A 20,972-nucleotide genomic window follows, 5' to 3' on the forward strand; every position below is an offset into this window, starting at 1 on the left:
TTTTAACCTTTAACCTTTCAACTAATTATTAATGATGCGCTTCTTCTGCTGTTGCCGCTTCATGCTTTTCCGCACCATGCCCTGCAGCTTCGTGTTCGCCGCCACCGTGGTGATCGTCGCTCTCGATGATCTCATCCGTGTTCCTGATCTTGGCCAGGTAGTTCACATTGGGCAGTACGTGCAACTGCTCCAGCACATAGAAAGTACGTAACGGGTTATCCTTACGTTCTTTGCTGATAGCACTTTCCGGATCGTTTACATTACCAAATACAATAGCATCAGCTGCGCAGGCCGAAGAACAGGCCAGCCGGACATGCTTATCCTTCAATGGAACACCTTCTTTTTTCGCATCCAGCTTGGCATGTTGTAAACGCTGAATGCACATAGAACATTTTTCCATAACCCCTCTTGAACGCACGGTGACATCAGGATTCAGTACCATGCGTGTGAGATCATCGTTCATATAGAACACAGCGGGGTCTAATTTACCCACCACTGTCTGGTCCTGATTGTTCGGGAAGCTGTCTGCGCCGGTATAATCCAGCCAGTTAAAACGGCGTACCTTGTAAGGACAGTTGTTGGCACAATATCTGGTACCGATGCAACGGTTGTAAGCCATCTGGTTCAGCCCTTCGTTACTATGGTTGGTTGCCGCTACCGGACATACATTCTCACAGGGCGCATTGTCACAATGCTGACACATCATAGGCTGGAAAATAACCCCTTTCAGCTCGTTGGGATCTTTTTCGTCAGACACATAATAGCGGTCAATACGCAGCCAGTGCATATCATGGTAACGAAGCACTTCGCTTTTACCTACAACGGGTACATTGTTTTCTGCATGACAGGCTATAACGCAGGCACCACAGCCAAAGCAGGCATTCATATCAATGCTCATACCCCATTTAATGCCGTCTGAAGGATGTTCCCTGTACATGGTGCCGGCCTTTACATAATCATCGCGCGTGGCGCCTTTTTTGCCGGTATATGTTTCGTACAGCTTTTCAGCATAATCGCTATACTGCGTTTTATCTTTCAGGAAGGTAGCCATCGTGGTTTCTCTCACCACTTCTATGCGGCCTTCATAGCTGTTATGAATTTGGGTTTGGGCCAGCTTGTAATCCTTGCCGGTGTTGGAAACCTCAGCGTCAGCAGCATACAGAATTACGCTGGTTCCGTTGAAAGCGGACAACGGATAAACGTCTATACCTACTTTTTCATCTTCTTTGTGCTCATCCACATAAGTAGCACCCAATGTTGGGGTGCGGCCATATCCCAATGCCACTGCTATAGTATCAGCATCCATACCTGGCACTACTATTATCGGCAGCTTTATTTCTTTACCCTTTACTTTTATGCTTATAACGGGCTTTTGAGGGTAGTATTCGTAATCGTTGCTTTTATAATCAATTTTCAACTCATCGGCAGTTGAAACAGAGATCATCGCGTAGTTGTCCCAGGTAATTTTAGTGATGGGATCTGGCAGCTCCTGTAACCAGGGATTAGCAGGGTGGGTACCTGCGCCCAAAGCATTACTCTGGTATAAAACGATTTCCTTTTTAGATGATTTTGGCGCAGCACTGATAGCAGCAACAGCAGCTGCTACACCACTTGCATTGTAAGATCCGGCTGATAACCCTGCAGGCGGAGTAAATGACACCCCATCCTGTAAAGCTTTCAGGTAAGCACTTTCACTGCCCAAACGGGTTTCCCAGAAATTTTTAAAATAATCTGCATAAGAGATCGTTTTCCCGGCCCAAACCAAAAGGCTTTCCTGCCATTGCCTGGTTTTGAACAGTGGCGCGATAGCAGGCTGCATAAATCCTATGCTACCTGTAGTAGCTTCACCATCGCCCCAGCTTTCGAGGTAATGATGCGTGGGAACCAGGTAATCACAAAGCTCAGAAACCTCGTCTTGTTTTTCATTGAAAGAGATCTTCAGCTTCACTTTTGCAAGCGCTTTTTTAACGCGGTCCTGCTCCGGCCAGGTATAAGCCGGGTTAGCCCCGTAGATCATTAATGTGCCTACTGAACCATTTTCTATTTCTGTCAACAGGTCGGCAAAATCCTTATCAATCCCTTTACGATAATTTAAAGAAGCTGACCAATCGATCGTAGTTCCATAAGCACCGATAGCAGCGTTAATGGCATTTACCAGTAGTTGTACGTTTACATCATTGCTTCCGCACACTACCAGGCTTTGTCCTTTATTGTTCAGCAGGTCTTTGGCAACCTTATCAATACCTGCTTTCAGCTTTGCATTTGAAACAGCCGGTGCAGTAACGCCCGGTACGCCAACAGCAGCAGCAATGGCGGCGGCAACCAGGCCTGTTTCGGACTGGCGATGGTTGAATCTTTCATCGGCATTGGCACCGGTCATGCTTAAAAAACTCTCAAACTGGTAATGCTTACTCATCTGAGGGTTTTTCTCATCAATTTTACGGTTCAGCGCATACCCGTGCTGAAACTCAACAGGGCTAAGCCATGAGCTTAAAAAATCGGCGCCCAGGCTTACCACTACCTTTTTGGCATTTTCAAACCGGTAAGACGGGATGGCTCTTTTTCCAAAACCGGCTTCGTTGGCCAGCAACATGCCTGTATAGGAAACCGCATCGTACTGCACATGCTTACAACCAGGATACGCTGTTTTAAATTCTTCAATTATCTGTAAAGCCGATGGAGAGTTGACCGTGCTGGTAAGCAACACGATCTGCCCACCGGCGTTCTTAATCGCTGTTATAATATTTTTATCTAAAACCTCGAAAGTGGGCACTTCATTCAGCTTTCCTCCCACTCTTTGTTTAGGGTGCGTAATCCGGTACTTATCGTACAGGTCTAGTACTGAAGCCTGGATACGGGGTGTGGTACATCCCTTTACAAAAGAAAGATCATTACCCTCTATCAAAATAGGCCGGCCGTCGCGTACACGCGCCAATACAGGAACCACATCACCATCCTGCACAAATGTTGTAGCATAGTACTGCGCTTCTCCCGGGATAATATTCTCGGGTTTAAAAGCATAGGGAATGGCTTCACGCACTTTTGTTTTACAGCTGGCAGCCAGGGTAGCTGCCGCGGTGCTAAAACCAAGGTACTTCAAAAAGTCCCTGCGCGGGGCTTTTGCGTCTAATAAACCCTTGCTGTCAAAATCTTCAAAAGGAAGTTCTTCGCGGAACTCGTCGCGCACATTCTTCTGAAAATTTTCAGGATCATTTATTTCTCCAAAACCTTGCCAGTACTTATTACTCATATTTTATCTAATGTGATAATTTGCGAATGTGATAATTTGCGAACGCTCCTTAACCCAGAGCCGATGTTATACCAGCACATCGGATAGCTGTCAGGAGCTGATCAGCTGATCTAATAGTGACATTTCTGACACTCAAGCCCCCCGATATCTTTAACGGTTACGCTATCCATTTTTCCCGCTTTAATATCGTTATGAAACTTCTCGTAAATACTGTAAAATTTATTACCGCCGGTAGAATCTACGTTGAAGTTTACTTTAGTCTGCCTGTGACAGTTTACACACCATCCCATGCTCAGCTCAGAGAACTGGTACACCTCATCCATACCTGTAATATCGCCATGACAGGTCTGGCACTGTACGTTACCCACTCTAATATGCTGACTGTGATTGAAATATACATGATCAGGCAGGTTGTGGATCTTTATCCACTCAATAGGCCTGGCTTTTGAAGCATCCCATCCCTCAGCATTGGCAGGGTCGAATCCTGCATATTCATACAGCTTCTGTATCTCACGGGTACCATCTACTATATTTCCGTTCCTGTCTTTTAATTCGGGGCCGTTATACTTCTGAATGGTTTTATGACAATTCATACAAACATTTACTGAAGGGATAGCGGCAGTTTTGCTTTCCCAGGCATTGCCATGGCAATATAAACAGTTGATCTGGTTAATGCCGGCATGCACTTTGTGCGAGTAGAAAATAGGCTGCACCGGCTGATAATTAATCTGCCGGTTTACATTGATCATGCCTTTTGTAGTAAAATAGCCTCCTATTATAAATAATGCGATAGCAGCAATAGCCAGATAGGTTTTATTGCGGTAAACCGGAAGAGAAGGCGCCGATTTTACATTTTCGGCTTCGCGGGCAGCCTTTTGCAGGTTATAGTTTACATAGATCAGCACAAGAGCTACCAGCGCCAGTATAAGCGATACAACGCCATACATGATACTGTTCTGGGTAGAGGAAGCCTGGGCACCCGCACCTGCGGCACCCGCATCTCCTCCTTTAGGAGCGTCTAATTTTCCTGTAAACTTCGCATCAATATAAGAAAGAATCGCATCTATCTGGGGATCAGTAAGATCGGGAAAAGGAGTCATCGCAGAAGCAGAGATCTTGGAAACCTCTATCGCTTTCGGATAACCCGATGCAATCAGCTTGGTGTTATTTCTTATCCACTCATGCAGCTTTTCCTTATCTTCCCAACGATCCTGTACACCACCTAAAGCAGGACCGGTGCTGTTTGATTTCATATCACCTGAGTGACAGCTTTGGCACTTCCCGATGAATAAGGTTTTACCCTCATTAACATTGGCACCATCCTGTGCAAAAACAGGAGCAACATAAACAAACAGCGCTATTATAAGTAAGGATAGTTGATGAAATAAGTACTTATGATTGTTCATAAAACGCATAAAATCTAAAATGTGGATAAAAACCTCTGACTGACTGCAAAAATAAGGCTCGGCATTAACATAACAGCAACAATTTAAAAAATTTTTAAACCCGCTACCATGCTGCATTTCAGCCGATTTCCGAAGCTGATTTTTGATTTTCAAAAATCATTTGTCATTAAAAAGTCATCTCTCAATGACTGGTTTTGGTGTTAATATCTGCAGGTTTTGGTTAAATTTTCAGGGCGAACTTATAGAGATTTTATGCAGTGCTATAAGTTCAATAGCTTACTGTAAAGAAAATAAAAGCGGTTGAAAATATTAATGATGCAGGTTGGTAACTGTTATGACAAAAATCAGCCTTTTGATTGCGGTAATTTAGATCGGCGTTTATTTAAAAATTGTGGTTTATTTTGCAGCCTTACTATGTTGAACCGGTTAAAACAAAAATGGAACGTCGGCCCTGTGTCGCTGTTTTTAATTCTCTGCACCTTTGCTATCGGGGGCAGCCTTTCGGGTTATGCAGGCCGCTGGCTTTTGACCTTACTCAGCATCAACAACAAAATATTGTATACCATTATATATATAGTAACAGTTACGCTTATCTGGCCGGTTATGGTTTTAGCAGTAAGTATCCTGTTCGGTCAGTTTACCTTTTTTAAAAAATATATTTCCCGGCTATTGAGTAGAATCACCGGTAACACCGGCGTTATACTGGCTTTATGGGCGGCAACTGTTAATAACTAAATATGAGCAAGAAATTAGCCATTTTCGCCAGTGGTGCGGGCAGTAATGCACAAAAAATAATCGATCATTTTAAACACAGTGACCAAGCAGAGGTGGCCCTGATCGTATGTAATAAACCTGGTGCCGGCGTACTGACGATAGCGGAAAAGGAGGGTATTGAGTATGTACTGATAAATAAAGAACAATACAAAAAGGACGGATATGTATCTTTTTTGAAAGAAAAAGGAATAGAATTTATAATACTTGCCGGTTTTTTACTTAAAATACCACAGCCACTGATCGATGCCTATCCACAAAAAATAGTAAACATTCATCCGGCGCTTTTACCCAAATACGGCGGAAAAGGCATGTACGGATCTTTTGTACACGAAGCCGTAATTAACAATAAAGAAAAAGAAAGCGGCATTACTATTCATTTCGTCGATGAGCATTATGACCATGGCGCTGTGATTTTCCAGGCCGCATGCGAAATAACAGCAGACGATACTGCTGAAACACTGGCACAAAAAATTCACCGGCTGGAACATGCTCATTTTCCCACGGTTATTCAAAAAATAATAAACGAATTTTAAATTATTGTATATCTGTTTAATCCTGTCAAAAGGTTATAAATAATAAATAATTGTATCATAATATATTTGCTCCAGGCCTCGTGCATTTTGCTTTTATAGATTACTAATGATTGTACCTATATGAAAAAAAGATGGCGTTGTTTTTTGTTATTGCTATTGATTTTTAAAGCGAATTTTTCATTTGCCCAAACTATTGCTCCTTACCCGGACTCAGTTTATTTGTTTGCTTATTCACCCGTGAAACCGAACGACCGGACTGGACTGGCTTTCGCCTGGAGCAGCGATGGCAGTGACTGGAACGCTATTGGTCCCGAACATTATTTCGTTTACAGCGATTACGGCGCATGGGGATCACAAAAAAAAATGCACACCCCTTATTTATTTCAGGGTACAGATGGAGTATGGCATTTGGTTTGGAGCCTGAACGACAACGAAGATGTTTTTGCTTATGCCGCGTCTAAAGATCTTGTTGACTGGGGCCGCCAATCTTATCCCCAAACAAAAAGCGGACATAAAATTATTAATCCTGTTATTTCCCGGCAGGCTTCCACTAATAGTTATGCCATAACCTGGCAAGAGGCCTCCGGATCCATTTATTTATCAGAAACAAAGGATTTTAAAAATTACCTGCCTGTTAAAAGTATTCCGTCACATAGTTATAATAACAACAGGGCCCAGGCCGTTATTCTGGGCCAGAAACAAACCGGCACTTTGCATAAAGTACCTTATACGATTATTGAAGGATTAATAAATGCACAACAAAAGTTTCATTACCAGCAATTAATGAATAGTGAAACTGCAGCTGGCGACGACCGGCGATTTGCCGGGTTAAAACCCGTGGATATAACACTTACTCCTCAACCGGCAGCATCAAAAAAAATAAGTGAATTGCTCGTGGGTGCTTTTTTTGAGGATATCAATTATGCCGCTGACGGAGGCCTGTATGGAGAACTTATTCAAAATCGCGATTTTGAGTATCATCCATCTGACAAAAAATACCAGGACAAAAGCTGGAACAGCACCAAGGCCTGGCGCATAGGTTTGGGGAACCTATCTGTTGACACGGTAGCTCCCATTCACAAAAACAACCCTCATTACGCTGTTTTAAGTGACAAGCTTGGTCATCCTGTTTTAATAAATGAAGGTTTTGGAGGAATAGCCGTTCAAGCCGGCGCCAGTTATGATTGCAGCGCCTTCATCCGTATTCCCTCAGGCAAAGCCGGTACTGTTACCTGGAAACTGGCCGACAAAAACGGGAAAATATTAGGAACCGCCACTATGAAGGTGCCAGCCGGTAAAAACTGGAACAGGCTGGCCACAGTTATAACTGCCGGTGCCACAGCTGCCGATGCAGAACTGGTGCTGGTAGCCGAGCAGCCCGGCATGATTCATTTGGATATGGTTTCGCTGTTTCCGAAAAAAACATTTAAAAACAGGAAGAACGGTTTACGTGCCGACCTGGCCCAGGCATTGGCCGATATGAAACCCAAGTTCCTGCGCTTCCCGGGTGGATGCGTGGCGCACGGCGATGGTATTGCCAATATTTATCGCTGGAAAAATACCATTGGCCCGCTCGAAGCACGCAAGCCTATGCGTAATTTATGGAATTATCACCAGACAATGGGCCTGGGTTATTACGAATATTTCCAGTATTGTGAAGATATAGCGGCAGAACCACTGCCTGTGCTGGCAGCCGGTGTTCCCTGCCAGAATTCTTCTACCGGCGGGGCAGGCCAGCAGGGCGGTATTCCTATAGAAGAAATGGATGAATATATCCAGGATATCTTAGACCTGGTAGAATGGGCCAACGGAGATGCCCAAACAAGCAAATGGGCAAAACTGCGAGCCGAAGCGGGACATCCCAAGCCCTTTAACCTGAAATATATAGGTATTGGTAATGAAGACCTGATCACCGATATTTTTGAAGAGCGCTTTACTATGATCTTCAATGCCATTAAGGAAAAATACCCCGAAATAAAAGTAGTGGGCACTTCCGGACCTTTTTTTGAAGGCACGGATTATGTGGAAGGCTGGGGTATTGCCCGCAAACTGGGCGTAGATTTAATTGATGAACATTATTATGTTACCCCGGGATGGTTTATACATAACCAGGATTATTACGACAAGTATGACCGGAATGGGAGCAAGGTATACCTGGGCGAATATGCCAGCCATTTACCAGGCAAGCCTAATAACCTGGAAACAGCTTTATCAGAAGCACTGCACCTGAATAATATAGAACGCAACGGTGATATTGTGGCAATGACTTCTTACGCCCCCCTTTTTGCCAAAGAGGGGAATACCCAGTGGAACCCCGACATGATCTATTTTACTAATACAGAAGTGAAGCTAACGCCGGGATACCACGTGCAACGCCTGTATGGCAACTACGCAGGCGATACTTACATCCCTTCTGAAATAAGTTATTCTAATAATACAGATGGGGTAGTAAAGCGGATTTCGGCATCTATTGTAAAAAATACCAAAACAAATGAGCTGTTCATCCGGATGGTTAATATGTTACCAGTGAATGTAAACATTACACTTAATAGTGATATGATCCCTTCCGGCGCTGCTGTACAAAAAACGGTACTAACAGGTGCTCCTGGCGACACGAAGGTAAAACCGGCAGAAAGCATGGGAAATTTACAAGGTAACAGGCAGGAAATACTGCCTCCTTATTCGCTCACTATGTGGAAGGTAAAGGGTTTGTAAAACAATCACTTTAAATTTTTATCAAAGCTTTTGCAATTTGTTTGGTTGCTTTGCCGTCCTGATTTTTAGTTTGAAAAGATTTGTGGTCATATTATTATTTGTTTGTGGCATCTGTGCCCAAAAGGTAAACGCCCAGGTTACGGTAAAGGGTACCGTATTCGATAGCTCGGGCATTTACCCGGTTCAGTTTGTTTCGGTTTTATCCACTTCCGGCACAGGTGCTATAACCGATAACAACGGCGATTACAGTATCACCGTAAGCGAACAAGATTCGATATGGTTCAGCTACCTGGAAAAGCCTACCCGGAAATTTGCGGTGAAAAGTATTAAAGCCCCCTATGCCTTTAATATTTCCCTGCAAACATTCGTAAAACTATTGCCCGGCGTGAAGGCAAGGATAAAAGATTACAGGCGGGATTCTATACAAAACAGGCAGGATTATGCGAAATATTTTGATTACCAGAAACCTGGGCTGAAAGTCAGCTCGCTAAGCGATGGAACCGTGGGTTTTGACCTGGATGAGATTATCAATTCTTTCCGTTTTAAAAGAAACCGGCAAATGCTTTCTTTTCAAAACCGGCTGATCAGCCAGGAACAGGATGCTTTTATTAAACACCGTTTCAGTAAAGCCCTTATACGGCGAATAACACAGGTGGATAACGACAGCACCATCAGCCGGTTCATTATGCTGTACCAGCCTTCCTTTTTATTTACTTCCACTGCCAACGATTACACTTTTCATAAATATATAAAAGACTCTTACGAGCGTTTTAAAAGAGGCCTTGTACCCAGCCCCCTGTGGCTGGAAGGCGCCACCAGCGATGAGGTACCGCTCATTTACAGACGATCTGATAACTAAAGGCACCGCTTCGTCAAAATTCAGCCATCAACACCTGTAAAAATAAAATCAAAAGCAGCAGTTGCATTTTCCCGCACAAGCTCGTCTAATAATTAAAGGCAAATATAAACCAACGGAACCTGGAGGAACTGTGCAGGAATGGTTGTGGCCTGGTAAAAAACTGTTTTGTAATATCCATTTAAAAAACTATACTGATGAAACCATTGTTTATGCCATTATTAATATTGTCTTTTTTATTACTGAATTGTAATAAGAAGAATGAAATAAAGATATTTAACGATAGTTGTGCCTTTATTGATTTTAAATATTACAAAGGAGAAAAGGACAACTTGGGTGAGCTGTCGAATGATTATTTACTGGTTGCATTTGACACAAGCTATACCGATACCGAAATAAAGCATTTCATTTCTTCTTTAAATGATTTTGATCAGGGCTATCCTTATAAAATCCATACTATAGCGCAATACAGGTATAAAGAAGTGCCTCTGAAGTTCGCCACCTCCAGAGATTGTGAAGCAATAACCCAAACGATATCTACATTACAGCAGTCATCAATGGTAGCATACGCTCATTATACCATGCAAACAGATAATTGCACAAATTTGATCTGGGAGCCTATAGGCAGGCGATGCATAAACAGTTATGGAAGTGATTTCTATGTAAAAGTTAAGGATGCGGACAACCTGTCTGACCTGAACAAAATGGTAACGCAAACAAAAACAGAGCTGATCAAGAAGAACGATTTCACTACAAAAACATATACAATAAGAGCAACAAAGCGCTCAAAAGGTGATGCATTGGCAATGGCAAATTATTTTTATGAATCAGGGCTTTTTGAGTTCAGTGAGCCCGGAACATCAAAATATCCTGTGGAATAGCGCTTTACAGGTTCTTTAAAAAATACGGCATTTTTTATTCTATTGATACCAGCTCCTGTGTACCCCATTTGGAGCTGCTTTTCACCATTCCGAAATCCGGCACAAACCATTCTGTAAGCTGCATTTTGATGGGAATGCCAATCCCCATTGTAATTACAGTTTTAGCATCGTAAGTAATTTTATAAGCATCCCAGGTACCCGCGGAAGTGGTTACTTTTTCTTTTGCTTCTACCTTTCGGTTGGTTACATCAATAGATACAGTCGCCGTTATCCCGTTTTCCATTTTCACGTCCATATTAAAGCTGCCATCCTGCAAAACCTGGCCAGCACTTAGTGAAGCAGGATACTCCATATAGGTGCTTTTACCTTCTACCTTTGCGTTTTTAAACTGCTCCATTTGCTGCGGGCTCAGCAGCATCCGCATATCGATCATTAGTACGCCGTTTTTACACTGCATGACCCCTTTTCCACTGCCCATCGATTTGCCTTTTTTATCAAATACCTCTGATTGAACAGTGGCGCTGGTTACACTTCCGTTTTTAGATACACCCGATACTTTGTAAACATATTTTCCGTCTGCATTGCCTTTCCTGTCAAACATGCCGATAGTTACGGTTTTATTGTTTTGCAGATAATAGTACCCGCATTGTGCAAAACAGCATGCATTTATTATACAAAATGTAAACAATAGAAATATCCGCATAGTAGTGCTTTTAGATATGCAAAGTACTGTGTTCCGGTTTTCCGGACCATCGCATAAACAGGCGAAGGAATGTGCATGCCATTTTGGGGTTAGGGGCTGTTGTACACCAACGAAGTTGTGGACACTGTACGCATACAACCCATAGCTACCGGGCAAGTTCAGATCTAAAACGCTCTAAAATAAGAGCATTCTGGAACCTGGCGGCTATAGCATATACAATAAAAAAGCGGCTGTCTCCTACGCTCGATTGCACAAACATAGGAGACAGCCGCTTATCGCCGGGCTGTTTAATGCAACACCCCATATTTTCCGCTCTGGAACTCCTCAATGGCTTCATGAATTTCGGCCTGGGTGTTCATTACAAACGGCCCATAGCTCGCAATAGGTTCATGGATAGGCTCACCGCTTAATAATAAAACAACGGCGTCGCCGGCAGCTTCTATTTCAATTTCTTCCCCTTCATTTTTAAATAATACAAAACTATGCTCATTTACATCGGTTCCATTTACTTTCAGATCGCCTTCAATAGCTAACAGCCCTGTATTGTGAGCCGCCGGAATACTCGTTGCTACAGATGCTCCCTGTTTTAATTTTATATCGAAAAGGTTCACTGGTGTATAAGTTTCCGCAGCTCCTTTGTTCCCATTAAAATCGCCCGCAATCACATTTACTTCACCACGATTGTGGGGCAATAACACCCTGGTTATATCTTCTTTAGTTAAAGCCTGGTAATGAGGTGCAGCAGATTTATCCTTTTTAGGAAGGTTCACCCAAAGCTGTACCATTTCAAAAAAACCACCCCGGGCCGCAAACTTTTCCTCGTGATACTCCTTGTGCAAAACGCCTGAGCCAGCAGTCATCCACTGCACATCACCGGGATAAATGATCCCACTGTTACCTGCGCTATCGTTATGCGCTACACTTCCTTTATAAGCAATAGTAACGGTTTCAAATCCTTTATGCGGATGCACATCTACTCCACGGGGCTTATCGGTTGGTGAAAAATTGAAGGCCGCAGCAAAGTCCAGCATCAAAAATGGGCTGATGCGCTGTTGTGTAATACCTCCGCGGGGTATATAATTATAAACCCTGAAACCATCGCCTACCATCCCGGGTTGTACCGGTTTTGCAATGAGTCTTTCAATTAACTTTTTCATATTATATTCTCCTTTAACAGCAAAGCTACAACAGCACCGGCTGCGAAAACAATAAACAGTATTAAGCAGAAAAGCTAATGTAGATTAATTACGTTTCGCTCAAAATATTGTAGTATTTCTTCATCGGGCAGGTAAATAAATAGCAGCGCTGCTGTGTCACACAACTATATTCCTGTGCAGATCTCAAGAGAAAATAACCCGTTTTTTAATAGATCAACTGCTTAACTTCTTTTCATTGGCTGGCTGAGCATTTTACTTAAAAACTCGGGGGTAATACCAATATAAGAGGCTACATATTTTTGAGGGAGGGACTGGATCAGAGAGGGATAGCGCTCGCAAAAATTGCTATAGCGCTCTACCGCAGTAAGGCTTAGCGAATCAACCAGCCTTTGCTGAAAGGTAGCCAGCGAGCGCTCTGATAAGATCCGGAAATAGCGCTCCAGCGCAGGAACAGAAACGTACAGGTTTTCCAGGTCGGTTTGTTTTAATAAAACCACCTCGCTCTCTTCAATCGCATCAATATTTAAAGAGGCCGGAGTTCCGTTCAGAAAGCTTTTCATATCTGCGATCCACCAGCCGGATGGGGCAAACTGTAAAATATGCTCCGCCCCGTTCTTATCAATGGAATAGCTGCGCAGGCACCCGGAGTTTACAAATACGAGATGCTGCTGCAGTTCTCCCTCCTGGTATAAAAAATTTTTTTTCTTTACCTTTTTGTATTTAAGCCTGGCCGACAGCTTTTGGATATCTTCTTTACTTAATGCCACCCTATCTGTTATGCTTTGTATGATCAGTTCATGGTTCATAGATAATGATTATGATTACAGGATCTAAAAATTTAAAAGCTGCCCGATCCGCTCCTCCAGCCTGGCTTTTGCCATAAAGTGGGCCTCCAGTTCTTTATTAAAAGGAATAGGGGTGTCGAGCGATGCGCAGCGCATGACCGGTGCATCGAGGCTGTTAAAGCAATGCTCCCCGATCCACGAAGCGATCTCTCCGCCGATGCCGCCGGTTAAGGTATCTTCATGCAGAACCAGAATCCGGCCTGTTTTCTCTGCCGTATTTTTAATGGTGCCGAAATCCAGCGGCTGCAATGTTCTGAGATCTATAATTTCAATAGAAATTTCAGGATGAGCCGCAGCATATTCTTCTGCCCATACCACACCCATACCATAGGTTATAATAGAAAGATCATTTCCCGGCCGCACTACCCTTGCCTTCCCAATCTCTATTTCATAACTATCGTTGGGTACTTCTCCGCTAAGGCTCCGGTATAATGCTTTATGCTCAAAATAGAGTACCGGGTTAGGATCATTGATAGCAGCGATCAATAACCCCTTGGCATCACGCGGGGTAGAAGGGTACACTACTTTTAAACCCGGCGTATGCACAAACCAGGCTTCGTTGCTCTGGCTGTGAAATGGCCCGCCGCCCACACCACCTCCGGTTGGCATACGTATGACCACGTTTGCATTTTGCCCCCAGCGGTAGTATATTTTGGCTAAATTATTTACAATCTGGTTGAATGCCATGGTGGCAAAATCGGCAAACTGCATTTCTACCACCGTTTTATATCCCTCTAAACTTAAACCCAAAGCAGCACCTGCCACAGCACTTTCGCAGAGAGGCGTATTTCTTATCCGGTTTTTTCCAAACCGTTTTGCAAAGCCTTCCGTTACTTTAAAAACGCCGCCATATTCCGCAATATCCTGGCCCATTATAATCAAATGCGCCTGCTCTTCGAGGCATTGAAAAAGACCTTCCTGTATTGCTTCAATAAACCGTTTTTCAGAAATATTGTTCTCATCCACATTCAGCAACGTTTCGTCTTGCTGATGCGGGGCATATACATCACTTACTTCGCTCTTTGTATCAACTGTTACAGGGTAAGCGTTGGCAAGGGTTAGTTCCTCCCCGATCGTTTCTTTTAACGCTTCGTGCATAGCCGTTATCGCCTCTTCGCTTATAACCTGCCGGCTTAATAAATATTGCTCATAACCAAGCACAGGATCTTTTTTCTCCCAAAGCTTCAACAAATCCGGGGGCACATATTGAATGCCGCTGGCTTCTTCATGGCCCCGCATACGAAATGTGACGCATTCTATAAGGTAGGGCTTTTGGTTGTTGATACAAAAATCACGCACTCCTTTAATGGTGTGGTAAACGTCGAGAACATTATTACCGTCTATTGTTATACCTTCTATACCATAGCCCCTGGCTTTATCGGCCAGGTTAATGCAACGGTACTGCTCGTGAGAGGGGGTACTTAACGCATAGCCATTATTCTCTACCAGGAAAATTACCGGCAGGTCCCAGACCGCTGCTATATTTAAGGCCTCATGAAAATCGCCTTCGCTGGTACCTCCTTCACCAGTAAAAGCTAAAGTGACCCGATCTTTTCCGGAAAGCTTATCTGCCAGCGCTATACCATTGGCAACAGCCAGCTGCGGGCCCAGGTGAGAGATCATTCCACATATATGGTGCTCCCTGCTTCCGAAGTGAAAACTGCGCTCCCGCCCCTTACTGTATCCCTCCTGATGGCCCTGCCACTGATTAAACAACTGGTGCAGGGGTATTTGCCGTGCAGTGAACACTCCAAGGTTCCTGTGCAGCGGCAGGATCCATTCATCGGGCTGTAATGCAAGCGTGGCACCTGCAGCAATAGCTTCCTGCCCTATACCGCTAAACCATTTGCTTATTTTCCCCTGGCGTAATAATACCAGCATTTTTTCCTCTATCAGCCGTGGATACAACATGCTGCGGTACAGCTCCAGCAGCTGCACGTCAGATAAATTTTTCCTGTCGAAAAGGTCGAAAAGCATAATACAAACGTAGGTTATTTTTATGTACGGTGTGTGATATGCGATGTACGATATAATGTGCAATGCAGGAAAACGTGTACCGTACATCTGACATCGTGTATAGATGATGCGCTATAACCGGAACGATAAACCGAGTCCCGATAGCCATGTATTCTGTAGCCGGTAACAAAAAATGGCATGAGGCTTGTTTAATTATTGTATTTTGTGATATCTTTTATGAAGAAAGCCTTGCTATTTATTATCCTGTTTTTTTCAACAACTGGAGTATTCGCCCAATACCGCGTAGAACGTTATGATACGAGCTATTATATATCGTACCGGAATAAGCTGACGCTGGGAGTGCTGGCTAATAAAAAGAGTACAGTTTTTAAAACAAGTACGCAGGATGCAGAACCTGCTTTAAGATTCAGGCCGAACAGCCCGGGACGCCTGGGCATTTCGGCAGCATACGATTTTGTAGGGCTCGCCGCTACATTTGGCGTTAGCGGATTGGATCCATCCTATTCTAAAAGCAAGGGTAAAACCAGGCAAACCAATTTGCAGATGAGTATTACCGGCAGAAAAGTTCTGGCAGATATATACTTTCAAAAATATAAAGGGCTTTATTTTAATACGGATCTTATTGCCTCCATCGCCCCTGCCGGCAATAAGTTTTACACCCGGCCCGACATTCAAACTTCATTATATGGCACGACTGTTAACCTGATCCAGAACAGCAGGAAATTTAGCGCGCAGGCCGCTTTTTTATTAGATGCATGGCAAAAGAAATCCGCAGGCTCTTTACTGTACGGAGGCGAATTTTTTTACGGATCGGCTAAAGGCGACAGCGCTTTTATACCTGCAGCCCTGGCAGGTGTGTACCCGCATTCGGGTGTATCGAAAATCAATTTTATAACGTTCGGGCCCGGGGTGGGATATGGGTATACGCTTGTATTGAATAAACACTTTTTTGCAACCGGTATGGCTTCGGTTAATGCTGATGTAAGCTATATTAAGGAATGGGGGCGGACTATCGGCCAAAGCAGTTTCTGGAAATTCAATCCGAATTTAAAGGTAAAAGGGGCTATTGGTTATAATACCGAAAGTTGGGGTATCGGGCTTTCTTATGTTACTAACCGGATTTTTTTTACAGGTACTGATACCGACTCCCGCTATCTTAACTACAATGATAATTATAAGCTCATGTATGTTCAGCGTATTAATGCGGGTAAAACCATTCCTAAAATTACCGATTTTGCAGGCCGGGTCATTAATGCCGTAGGATTAGGGTTTTTGATCAATTAAATAACCACCAGCTCGTAAAAATCTTCCGGGATTAAATATTTACCCGCCGTTTCCTGTAGCGCTGCGGCAGTAATACTTTTAATATTTGAAATATAGCGGTTAAAAAAGTCGCTATCCAAATCGTTTAAAATAATATTTTTCCACCTGGCGATCATTTGAAAAGGTCCGTCTAAATCACCCAGGATAGAGCCCATCATAAAGTTTTTTACCAGCATCAGCTCTTCTTCATCTATGGGTTTACTACATAAACCCGCCATTTCTTTATAAACCTCGGCAATGGTTGCTTCACTAACCTCCCGTCCGGCCTCTGTAGTGATCATCCACCCGTTTTCCATCTTATTACCCATCAGATAGCTGTGAATACCATAGGTGTAGCCCTTATCTTCCCGTATATTAGCCATTAACCGACTGCCAAAAAAGCCACCAAATACAATATTCAGTACCTGGGCTTTTAAAAAATCCGGGTGGTGCCTGTTACCAAAAGGCCTTGCCAGCCTGATAGAGGCCTGAGCACTTTTCTCATCATTTATAATGCGAAATTTTTTCTGCTCTGATGGCCTTATGGAATAGGTTGTAGCCGGAATTTTGTTATTGGCAAAATCTCCAAAATGCACATTCAGCATCTGCTCCAGCTTGTGCGGCAATTTACCAGCTACAAAAATTTTAAACGTTCCCTGTTTATAATGCTGTTCGTAAAAGCTTAAAAGTTCTTCCCTGGTTAATGCGTCAAAATCTTCATGCCTGCTGAACCGTCCGTAAGGATGCTGCTCTCCGAAAAGATACGTATCGATTAACCGGCCTGCTACAAAGCTGCTTTTTTTCAGGTTTACATCCAGCTTTTGCTTCATATTCTGTATGGAAATGTCCATTTCACTCTGCAAAAGGGAGGCTTCGGAAAATATCTCCCGTATTACAGGCAATAGCTTTCCGATATGTTTTGTAAGCGTATGCAGGGTAACCGTAGCCAGCTCAGCACCGCAATTGCGGCCCAGGTGAGCGCCGTAGTATTCAAAATGTTCATTAATGTCAAACGCACTTTTTGTTACGGTACCATTTTTCAGTAAAAAATTGGTTACGGCGGCTTGCAGGTTTTTCTCTTCAAACCAGTTTCCTGCGTCAAACACCCACTCTATCTGCAGCACCTCTTCAGCACCTGCATCAATGGCATATACCTCCACTCCATTCTTTAACACATATTTCTGATAAGGTTGTAACTGCAGGTTGAAGTTTACAGCATCTACTATCGGCGGCGCTATTGTTCTGTTGAGCATTTCCAAAAATTTAACCACAAATATAGTTGGTGAGACGGGAAGTCGGAAAGCGTATTTTGTAGGCTTCCCTTTCAATGATATTATTTGCTGATACCTTTCGTACCTCACAGGTCTATACTGCAAGATCTTTTATAATTCAACTACTACTTTTAAACATCCTGCCTGCCGGGGGGCTCACCGATATCCGGCCTTGCTGACTTTACAACTTTTCATCACAGCTCTCTGCAAGTTCATCCCATTTTATAAAGCCAAATGGGGTTTGTGCTTTAATCTTGCAGTCAAATCAGTTTAACATGAAAGCAAGAGAGATATACAATAAAATTGAGTTCTGGATAGTAACTACTGTGGCAGCCTCTCTTTTACTGAGCCTGCTTATTATGAGTAAAAACCCTGATGCTCATGGCTCTTACAGGTTTGATGAGTATCATATAAAATATGATTTCTGGAAGCACCTGTTTTTACCCAGCCTGGCACAGATCATTATTTACTATAGCGGTTATGTGCTCATTAGCCGTTTTGTGGAAGAAAAAAAAGATAACTGGGCCAAAGCCGGCTCTGTATTTGGCTTATACCTTATTATTGCCACCCTGATATCCGTTACTTATACTTATACAGATGCGTGGATGTTCGGAAAATACGATTTTGATACAAGATATATTTATCTGTTTACAGATGGCTTTACCACCGTTGCCATCATATTTCTTATTTATAGCGCTTATTATATTGTAAGAGCGCTGATACTGAAATCTGCCGAAACAATAAGAGCCAAACAAAGCAATAAAAAACTAAACGAAAAAACAAGGTCCTGGTTGTTGTTTGGTTTTTTAGCATTTGCGTGCTGGATAGCCATTATAATTATACTGGGCGCTAACAGTGCACGGGAAGTAATGGCTTTCTGGGCCGTAGGAGTGCCTTATGCCTTACTTATTGTATGGATTCACATTAAATATCTCATACCGCTTGCCGGCAAAGAACGCTTTAAAAGCGCTGCTTACCTATTGCGTGTTACGCCCATTATTTTTTTACTATCCCTTTTATGCAGCGCCCTTTGTGCGGGCATTTCGGGCACCGGTAATATAGGCGCTTTTTTTCTGATACTGATCATTTTTGCTATATGCATCATTGTTCCGGTATCGTGGTATATTTCCAAAAACCGGGTAGACAAAGAAGTATTACAAACAGCCCTGGGCTCATCACAGGCTAACCTGAATTTTTTGCGCTCGCAGATCAACCCGCATTTTCTATTCAATGCCCTGAATACGCTATATGGTACTGCCCTCCAGGAAAATGCTGAGCGTACCGGCGAAGGCATCCAGAAACTGGGCGATATGATGCGTTTTATGCTGCATGAAAACATGCAGGAAAAAATCTCGCTGGCACGGGAAGTGGATTATCTGAATAATTATATTTCCCTGCAAAAGCTGCGCACCGCCTCATCTCCCGAAATAATCATTCAAACCAATATTGAAGAGCAGCTGAACCGGCTGGATGTTTCACCTATGCTGCTGATACCTTTTGTAGAAAATGCTTTCAAGCACGGCATCAGCCTGCAACAGCCATCGTTTATAAATATTTCATTACATACCAAAGAAAACATATTGTTTTTTGATGTGCATAACAGCGTGCATCCCAAAAATGATTACGACCCCGAAAAAATGAAAAGCGGTATCGGCCTGCAAAACGTAAAACAAAGGCTGGCGCTGCTATATCCTAAAAAACATGAGCTGATCATCCGCGAAAGCGCTAAGGAGTTTTTTGTGCATTTAACTATAAATTTATAAATATGCAAGGCTTAGTAAAAATCATCGTACTTTTGCTATTCAGCATTCCGGCTCAGGCGCAGTTTCGTTTAAGCGGAAAAATTGAGCGCTTTGATAACGGCCACTTATTTATAAACATCCCATTCGTATTTGGATATTACAAAGAGAATAATATACCAATACCTGTTAAACAAGATGGCAGCTTTGGTATTGACCTGCCTATACAGGAAGAAAAATTCGCAACGCTCAACTATAACAGGCAGGAATACACGCTGTACCTGAAGCCCGGCGAAACGCTCCATGTACAAATCGACAGCAGCAATAAGTACATCAGCCCGATACGCGGCTCATTGTATTCAGAAAATAAAATACTTACAGACTGTGCCATTGATGAATACCCCTGGTTCCTGAAAGCGCATTTATCAAAAGATTCCACGGCTAAACTGAAAGCGATTCCGGCGGCTATTATATATGAAAAATTCATTCAACCCTGGCTTGCCCAAAATCAACAAAAAGAAAAGATTGTTCTGGCAAGCACATTACCGGAACCAACAAAGCAACTGTTTATACAGGAAATAAAGGCAAAAGCACTATGCCATGCAAACAATTTTGCATGGAGCTTTATGGACAGTATGTCTGATTTTTATAAACTACTGTACGGAAACGTTTCTCCAAAATCTACTGTCCGCAATCCCGGCCCCATGTATTATACGTTTATAAGATACTATATTGGCTTCTTAGATGCAATGGTAGAGCTGAAAATCAAAGATATGAAACCCACCGAACCATTGCCATATTACAATATCAGCCTGGACAGCGGAAAAGCAATTGTAAATAAAAAAGGGAAAGCATATATAAACTGGCTCGCGGTAAAAAACACCAACGATGCTTTTGTAGCGGAAGCCTTTCTTGCACAGCAACTATTTGCCACCACCAATGAGAAAGAACTCGCCATCTCCCGCGGGCTTCTGGCAGAACTAAAATCTTCTTATCCGCATAGCCCGTTTTATAAGAGGCTGTCCGGACGGGTTAATGAGTTAGAGACCATGTTATCAAAAAACCTAAAGGACGAAAACATACGCATTTTTGATAATTACAAAGCGGTTCAGTCCATTTACCCTGTTATTCATTCTTTAAAAGGAAAAGTGGTTTATTTAGATGTATGGGGCACCTGGTGCGGACCCTGTAAAGCGGAATTACAAAACACCCCAAAGCTGAAAGAACACTTTAAAAACAAAGAGGTTGCTTTTGTATATTTAGACATGGACGATGATGAAAAAGATTCAACATGGAAAGAATATATAAGAATAAATGAGCTGCATGGCATTCATTTGCGGAAAAACAACAATGATATAGAACCCTTCTGGAAAGAGCTTTTGGAAAACGCGCCCGACAAAGAGAGATACTATCCTCAGTATTTTATTTTTGACAGAACAGGAAAACTTGTAATACCTAAAGCAAAGAGGCCGGGTGAGGGCGAAGCTTTATATAAACAGCTGGAAGAAGTGCTTGAAAGGAAAGAATACTGATTGAAATCCATGATTCCAAAAACACTCTGGT

Annotated in this window: 15 protein-coding genes; 8 read left to right on the plus strand and 7 right to left on the minus strand. The window is 42.9% G+C overall.

Going from position 1 to position 20,972, the window contains the following annotated elements:
- Positions 1–28: 28 nt before the first annotated feature.
- Complete coding sequence (locus ACYVBM_RS07345; protein ID WP_460684988.1) at positions 29–3,250, minus strand: TAT-variant-translocated molybdopterin oxidoreductase; 3,222 nt, start codon at positions 3,248–3,250, stop codon at positions 29–31.
- A gap of 110 nt (positions 3,251–3,360) precedes the next feature.
- Positions 3,361–4,656, minus strand: a complete 1,296-nt coding sequence (locus tag ACYVBM_RS07350; protein ID WP_460684989.1) for a c-type cytochrome — start codon at positions 4,654–4,656, stop codon at positions 3,361–3,363.
- A gap of 453 nt (positions 4,657–5,109) precedes the next feature.
- Here ACYVBM_RS07350 and ACYVBM_RS07355 point away from each other — a divergent pair, with 453 nt between their 5' ends.
- The 5 genes from ACYVBM_RS07355 to ACYVBM_RS07375 all read left to right on the plus strand — a co-directional run bounded on the left by ACYVBM_RS07355 (position 5,110) and on the right by ACYVBM_RS07375 (position 10,415).
- The gene (locus tag ACYVBM_RS07355) at positions 5,110–5,391 is read left to right on the plus strand and encodes a DUF6787 family protein (protein WP_460684990.1); all 282 of its coding nucleotides are present in this window, start codon (positions 5,110–5,112) and stop codon (positions 5,389–5,391) included.
- A gap of 2 nt (positions 5,392–5,393) precedes the next feature.
- Entirely contained in the window at positions 5,394–5,963 is a 570-nt protein-coding gene (purN, locus tag ACYVBM_RS07360) for a phosphoribosylglycinamide formyltransferase (RefSeq protein WP_460684991.1), read from the plus strand.
- Positions 5,964–6,083: 120 nt separating this feature from the next.
- Positions 6,084–8,678, plus strand: coding sequence for an alpha-L-arabinofuranosidase C-terminal domain-containing protein (locus ACYVBM_RS07365; protein WP_460684992.1), 2,595 nt, complete (start codon positions 6,084–6,086; stop codon positions 8,676–8,678).
- Between the two features lie 82 nt (positions 8,679–8,760).
- Positions 8,761–9,537, plus strand: a complete 777-nt coding sequence (locus ACYVBM_RS07370) for a hypothetical protein (RefSeq protein WP_460684993.1) — start codon at positions 8,761–8,763, stop codon at positions 9,535–9,537.
- A gap of 194 nt (positions 9,538–9,731) precedes the next feature.
- Positions 9,732–10,415, plus strand: coding sequence for a hypothetical protein (locus tag ACYVBM_RS07375; protein ID WP_460684994.1), 684 nt, complete (start codon positions 9,732–9,734; stop codon positions 10,413–10,415).
- A gap of 34 nt (positions 10,416–10,449) precedes the next feature.
- On the opposite strand, the gene ACYVBM_RS07380 is transcribed toward ACYVBM_RS07375, so the two are convergent.
- From ACYVBM_RS07380 to ACYVBM_RS07395, 4 genes are all read right to left on the minus strand, one after another.
- Positions 10,450–11,118 carry a TapB family protein gene (locus ACYVBM_RS07380; protein ID WP_460684995.1) on the minus strand — a complete coding sequence of 223 codons (669 nt, stop codon included), beginning with the start codon at positions 11,116–11,118 and terminating at the stop codon, positions 10,450–10,452.
- 287 nt (positions 11,119–11,405) lie between these two features.
- Positions 11,406–12,275: a pirin family protein gene (locus tag ACYVBM_RS07385; RefSeq protein WP_460684996.1), complete on the minus strand. Its 870-nt coding sequence runs from the start codon at positions 12,273–12,275 to the stop codon at positions 11,406–11,408.
- A 221-nt stretch (positions 12,276–12,496) separates the two neighbouring features.
- Positions 12,497–13,081, minus strand: coding sequence for a Crp/Fnr family transcriptional regulator (locus ACYVBM_RS07390; RefSeq protein ID WP_460684997.1), 585 nt, complete (start codon positions 13,079–13,081; stop codon positions 12,497–12,499).
- Between the two features lie 24 nt (positions 13,082–13,105).
- Entirely contained in the window at positions 13,106–15,097 is a 1,992-nt protein-coding gene (locus tag ACYVBM_RS07395) for an alpha-ketoacid dehydrogenase subunit alpha/beta (protein ID WP_460684998.1), read from the minus strand.
- 216 nt (positions 15,098–15,313) lie between these two features.
- Here ACYVBM_RS07395 and ACYVBM_RS07400 point away from each other — a divergent pair, with 216 nt between their 5' ends.
- Positions 15,314–16,381: a DUF4421 family protein gene (locus tag ACYVBM_RS07400; RefSeq protein WP_460684999.1), complete on the plus strand. Its 1,068-nt coding sequence runs from the start codon at positions 15,314–15,316 to the stop codon at positions 16,379–16,381.
- Here ACYVBM_RS07400 and ACYVBM_RS07405 read toward each other — a convergent pair.
- Complete coding sequence (locus ACYVBM_RS07405) at positions 16,378–17,652, minus strand: M16 family metallopeptidase (protein ID WP_460685000.1); 1,275 nt, start codon at positions 17,650–17,652, stop codon at positions 16,378–16,380. The genes ACYVBM_RS07400 and ACYVBM_RS07405 overlap by 4 nt on opposite strands.
- Positions 17,653–17,945: 293 nt before the next feature.
- Between ACYVBM_RS07405 and ACYVBM_RS07410 the strand changes: the two genes are divergently transcribed.
- Positions 17,946–19,433, plus strand: coding sequence for a sensor histidine kinase (locus tag ACYVBM_RS07410; protein ID WP_460685001.1), 1,488 nt, complete (start codon positions 17,946–17,948; stop codon positions 19,431–19,433).
- 2 nt (positions 19,434–19,435) lie between these two features.
- The gene (locus tag ACYVBM_RS07415; protein ID WP_460685002.1) at positions 19,436–20,941 is read left to right on the plus strand and encodes a TlpA family protein disulfide reductase; all 1,506 of its coding nucleotides are present in this window, start codon (positions 19,436–19,438) and stop codon (positions 20,939–20,941) included.
- The last annotated feature ends 31 nt before the right edge of the window (positions 20,942–20,972 follow it).

Source organism: Niabella aquatica (assembly GCF_054779315.1).

Excerpts from the sequence above, each read along its gene's own strand:
- ACYVBM_RS07345 (WP_460684988.1), bottom strand. The coding sequence starts at position 3,250 with ATGAGTAATAAGTACTGGCAAGGTTTTGGAGAAATAAATGATCCTGAA.
- ACYVBM_RS07365 (WP_460684992.1), top strand. The coding sequence starts at position 6,084 with ATGAAAAAAAGATGGCGTTGTTTTTTGTTATTGCTATTGATTTTTAAA.
- ACYVBM_RS07350 (WP_460684989.1), bottom strand. The coding sequence starts at position 4,656 with ATGAACAATCATAAGTACTTATTTCATCAACTATCCTTACTTATAATA.
- ACYVBM_RS07395 (WP_460684998.1), bottom strand. The coding sequence starts at position 15,097 with ATGCTTTTCGACCTTTTCGACAGGAAAAATTTATCTGACGTGCAGCTG.
- purN (WP_460684991.1), top strand. The coding sequence starts at position 5,394 with ATGAGCAAGAAATTAGCCATTTTCGCCAGTGGTGCGGGCAGTAATGCA.
- ACYVBM_RS07380 (WP_460684995.1), bottom strand. The coding sequence starts at position 11,118 with ATGCGGATATTTCTATTGTTTACATTTTGTATAATAAATGCATGCTGT.
- ACYVBM_RS07385 (WP_460684996.1), bottom strand. The coding sequence starts at position 12,275 with ATGAAAAAGTTAATTGAAAGACTCATTGCAAAACCGGTACAACCCGGG.
- ACYVBM_RS07375 (WP_460684994.1), top strand. The coding sequence starts at position 9,732 with ATGAAACCATTGTTTATGCCATTATTAATATTGTCTTTTTTATTACTG.
- ACYVBM_RS07405 (WP_460685000.1), bottom strand. The coding sequence starts at position 17,652 with ATGCTCAACAGAACAATAGCGCCGCCGATAGTAGATGCTGTAAACTTC.
- ACYVBM_RS07410 (WP_460685001.1), top strand. The coding sequence starts at position 17,946 with ATGAAAGCAAGAGAGATATACAATAAAATTGAGTTCTGGATAGTAACT.
- ACYVBM_RS07400 (WP_460684999.1), top strand. The coding sequence starts at position 15,314 with ATGAAGAAAGCCTTGCTATTTATTATCCTGTTTTTTTCAACAACTGGA.
- ACYVBM_RS07390 (WP_460684997.1), bottom strand. The coding sequence starts at position 13,081 with ATGAACCATGAACTGATCATACAAAGCATAACAGATAGGGTGGCATTA.
- ACYVBM_RS07415 (WP_460685002.1), top strand. The coding sequence starts at position 19,436 with ATGCAAGGCTTAGTAAAAATCATCGTACTTTTGCTATTCAGCATTCCG.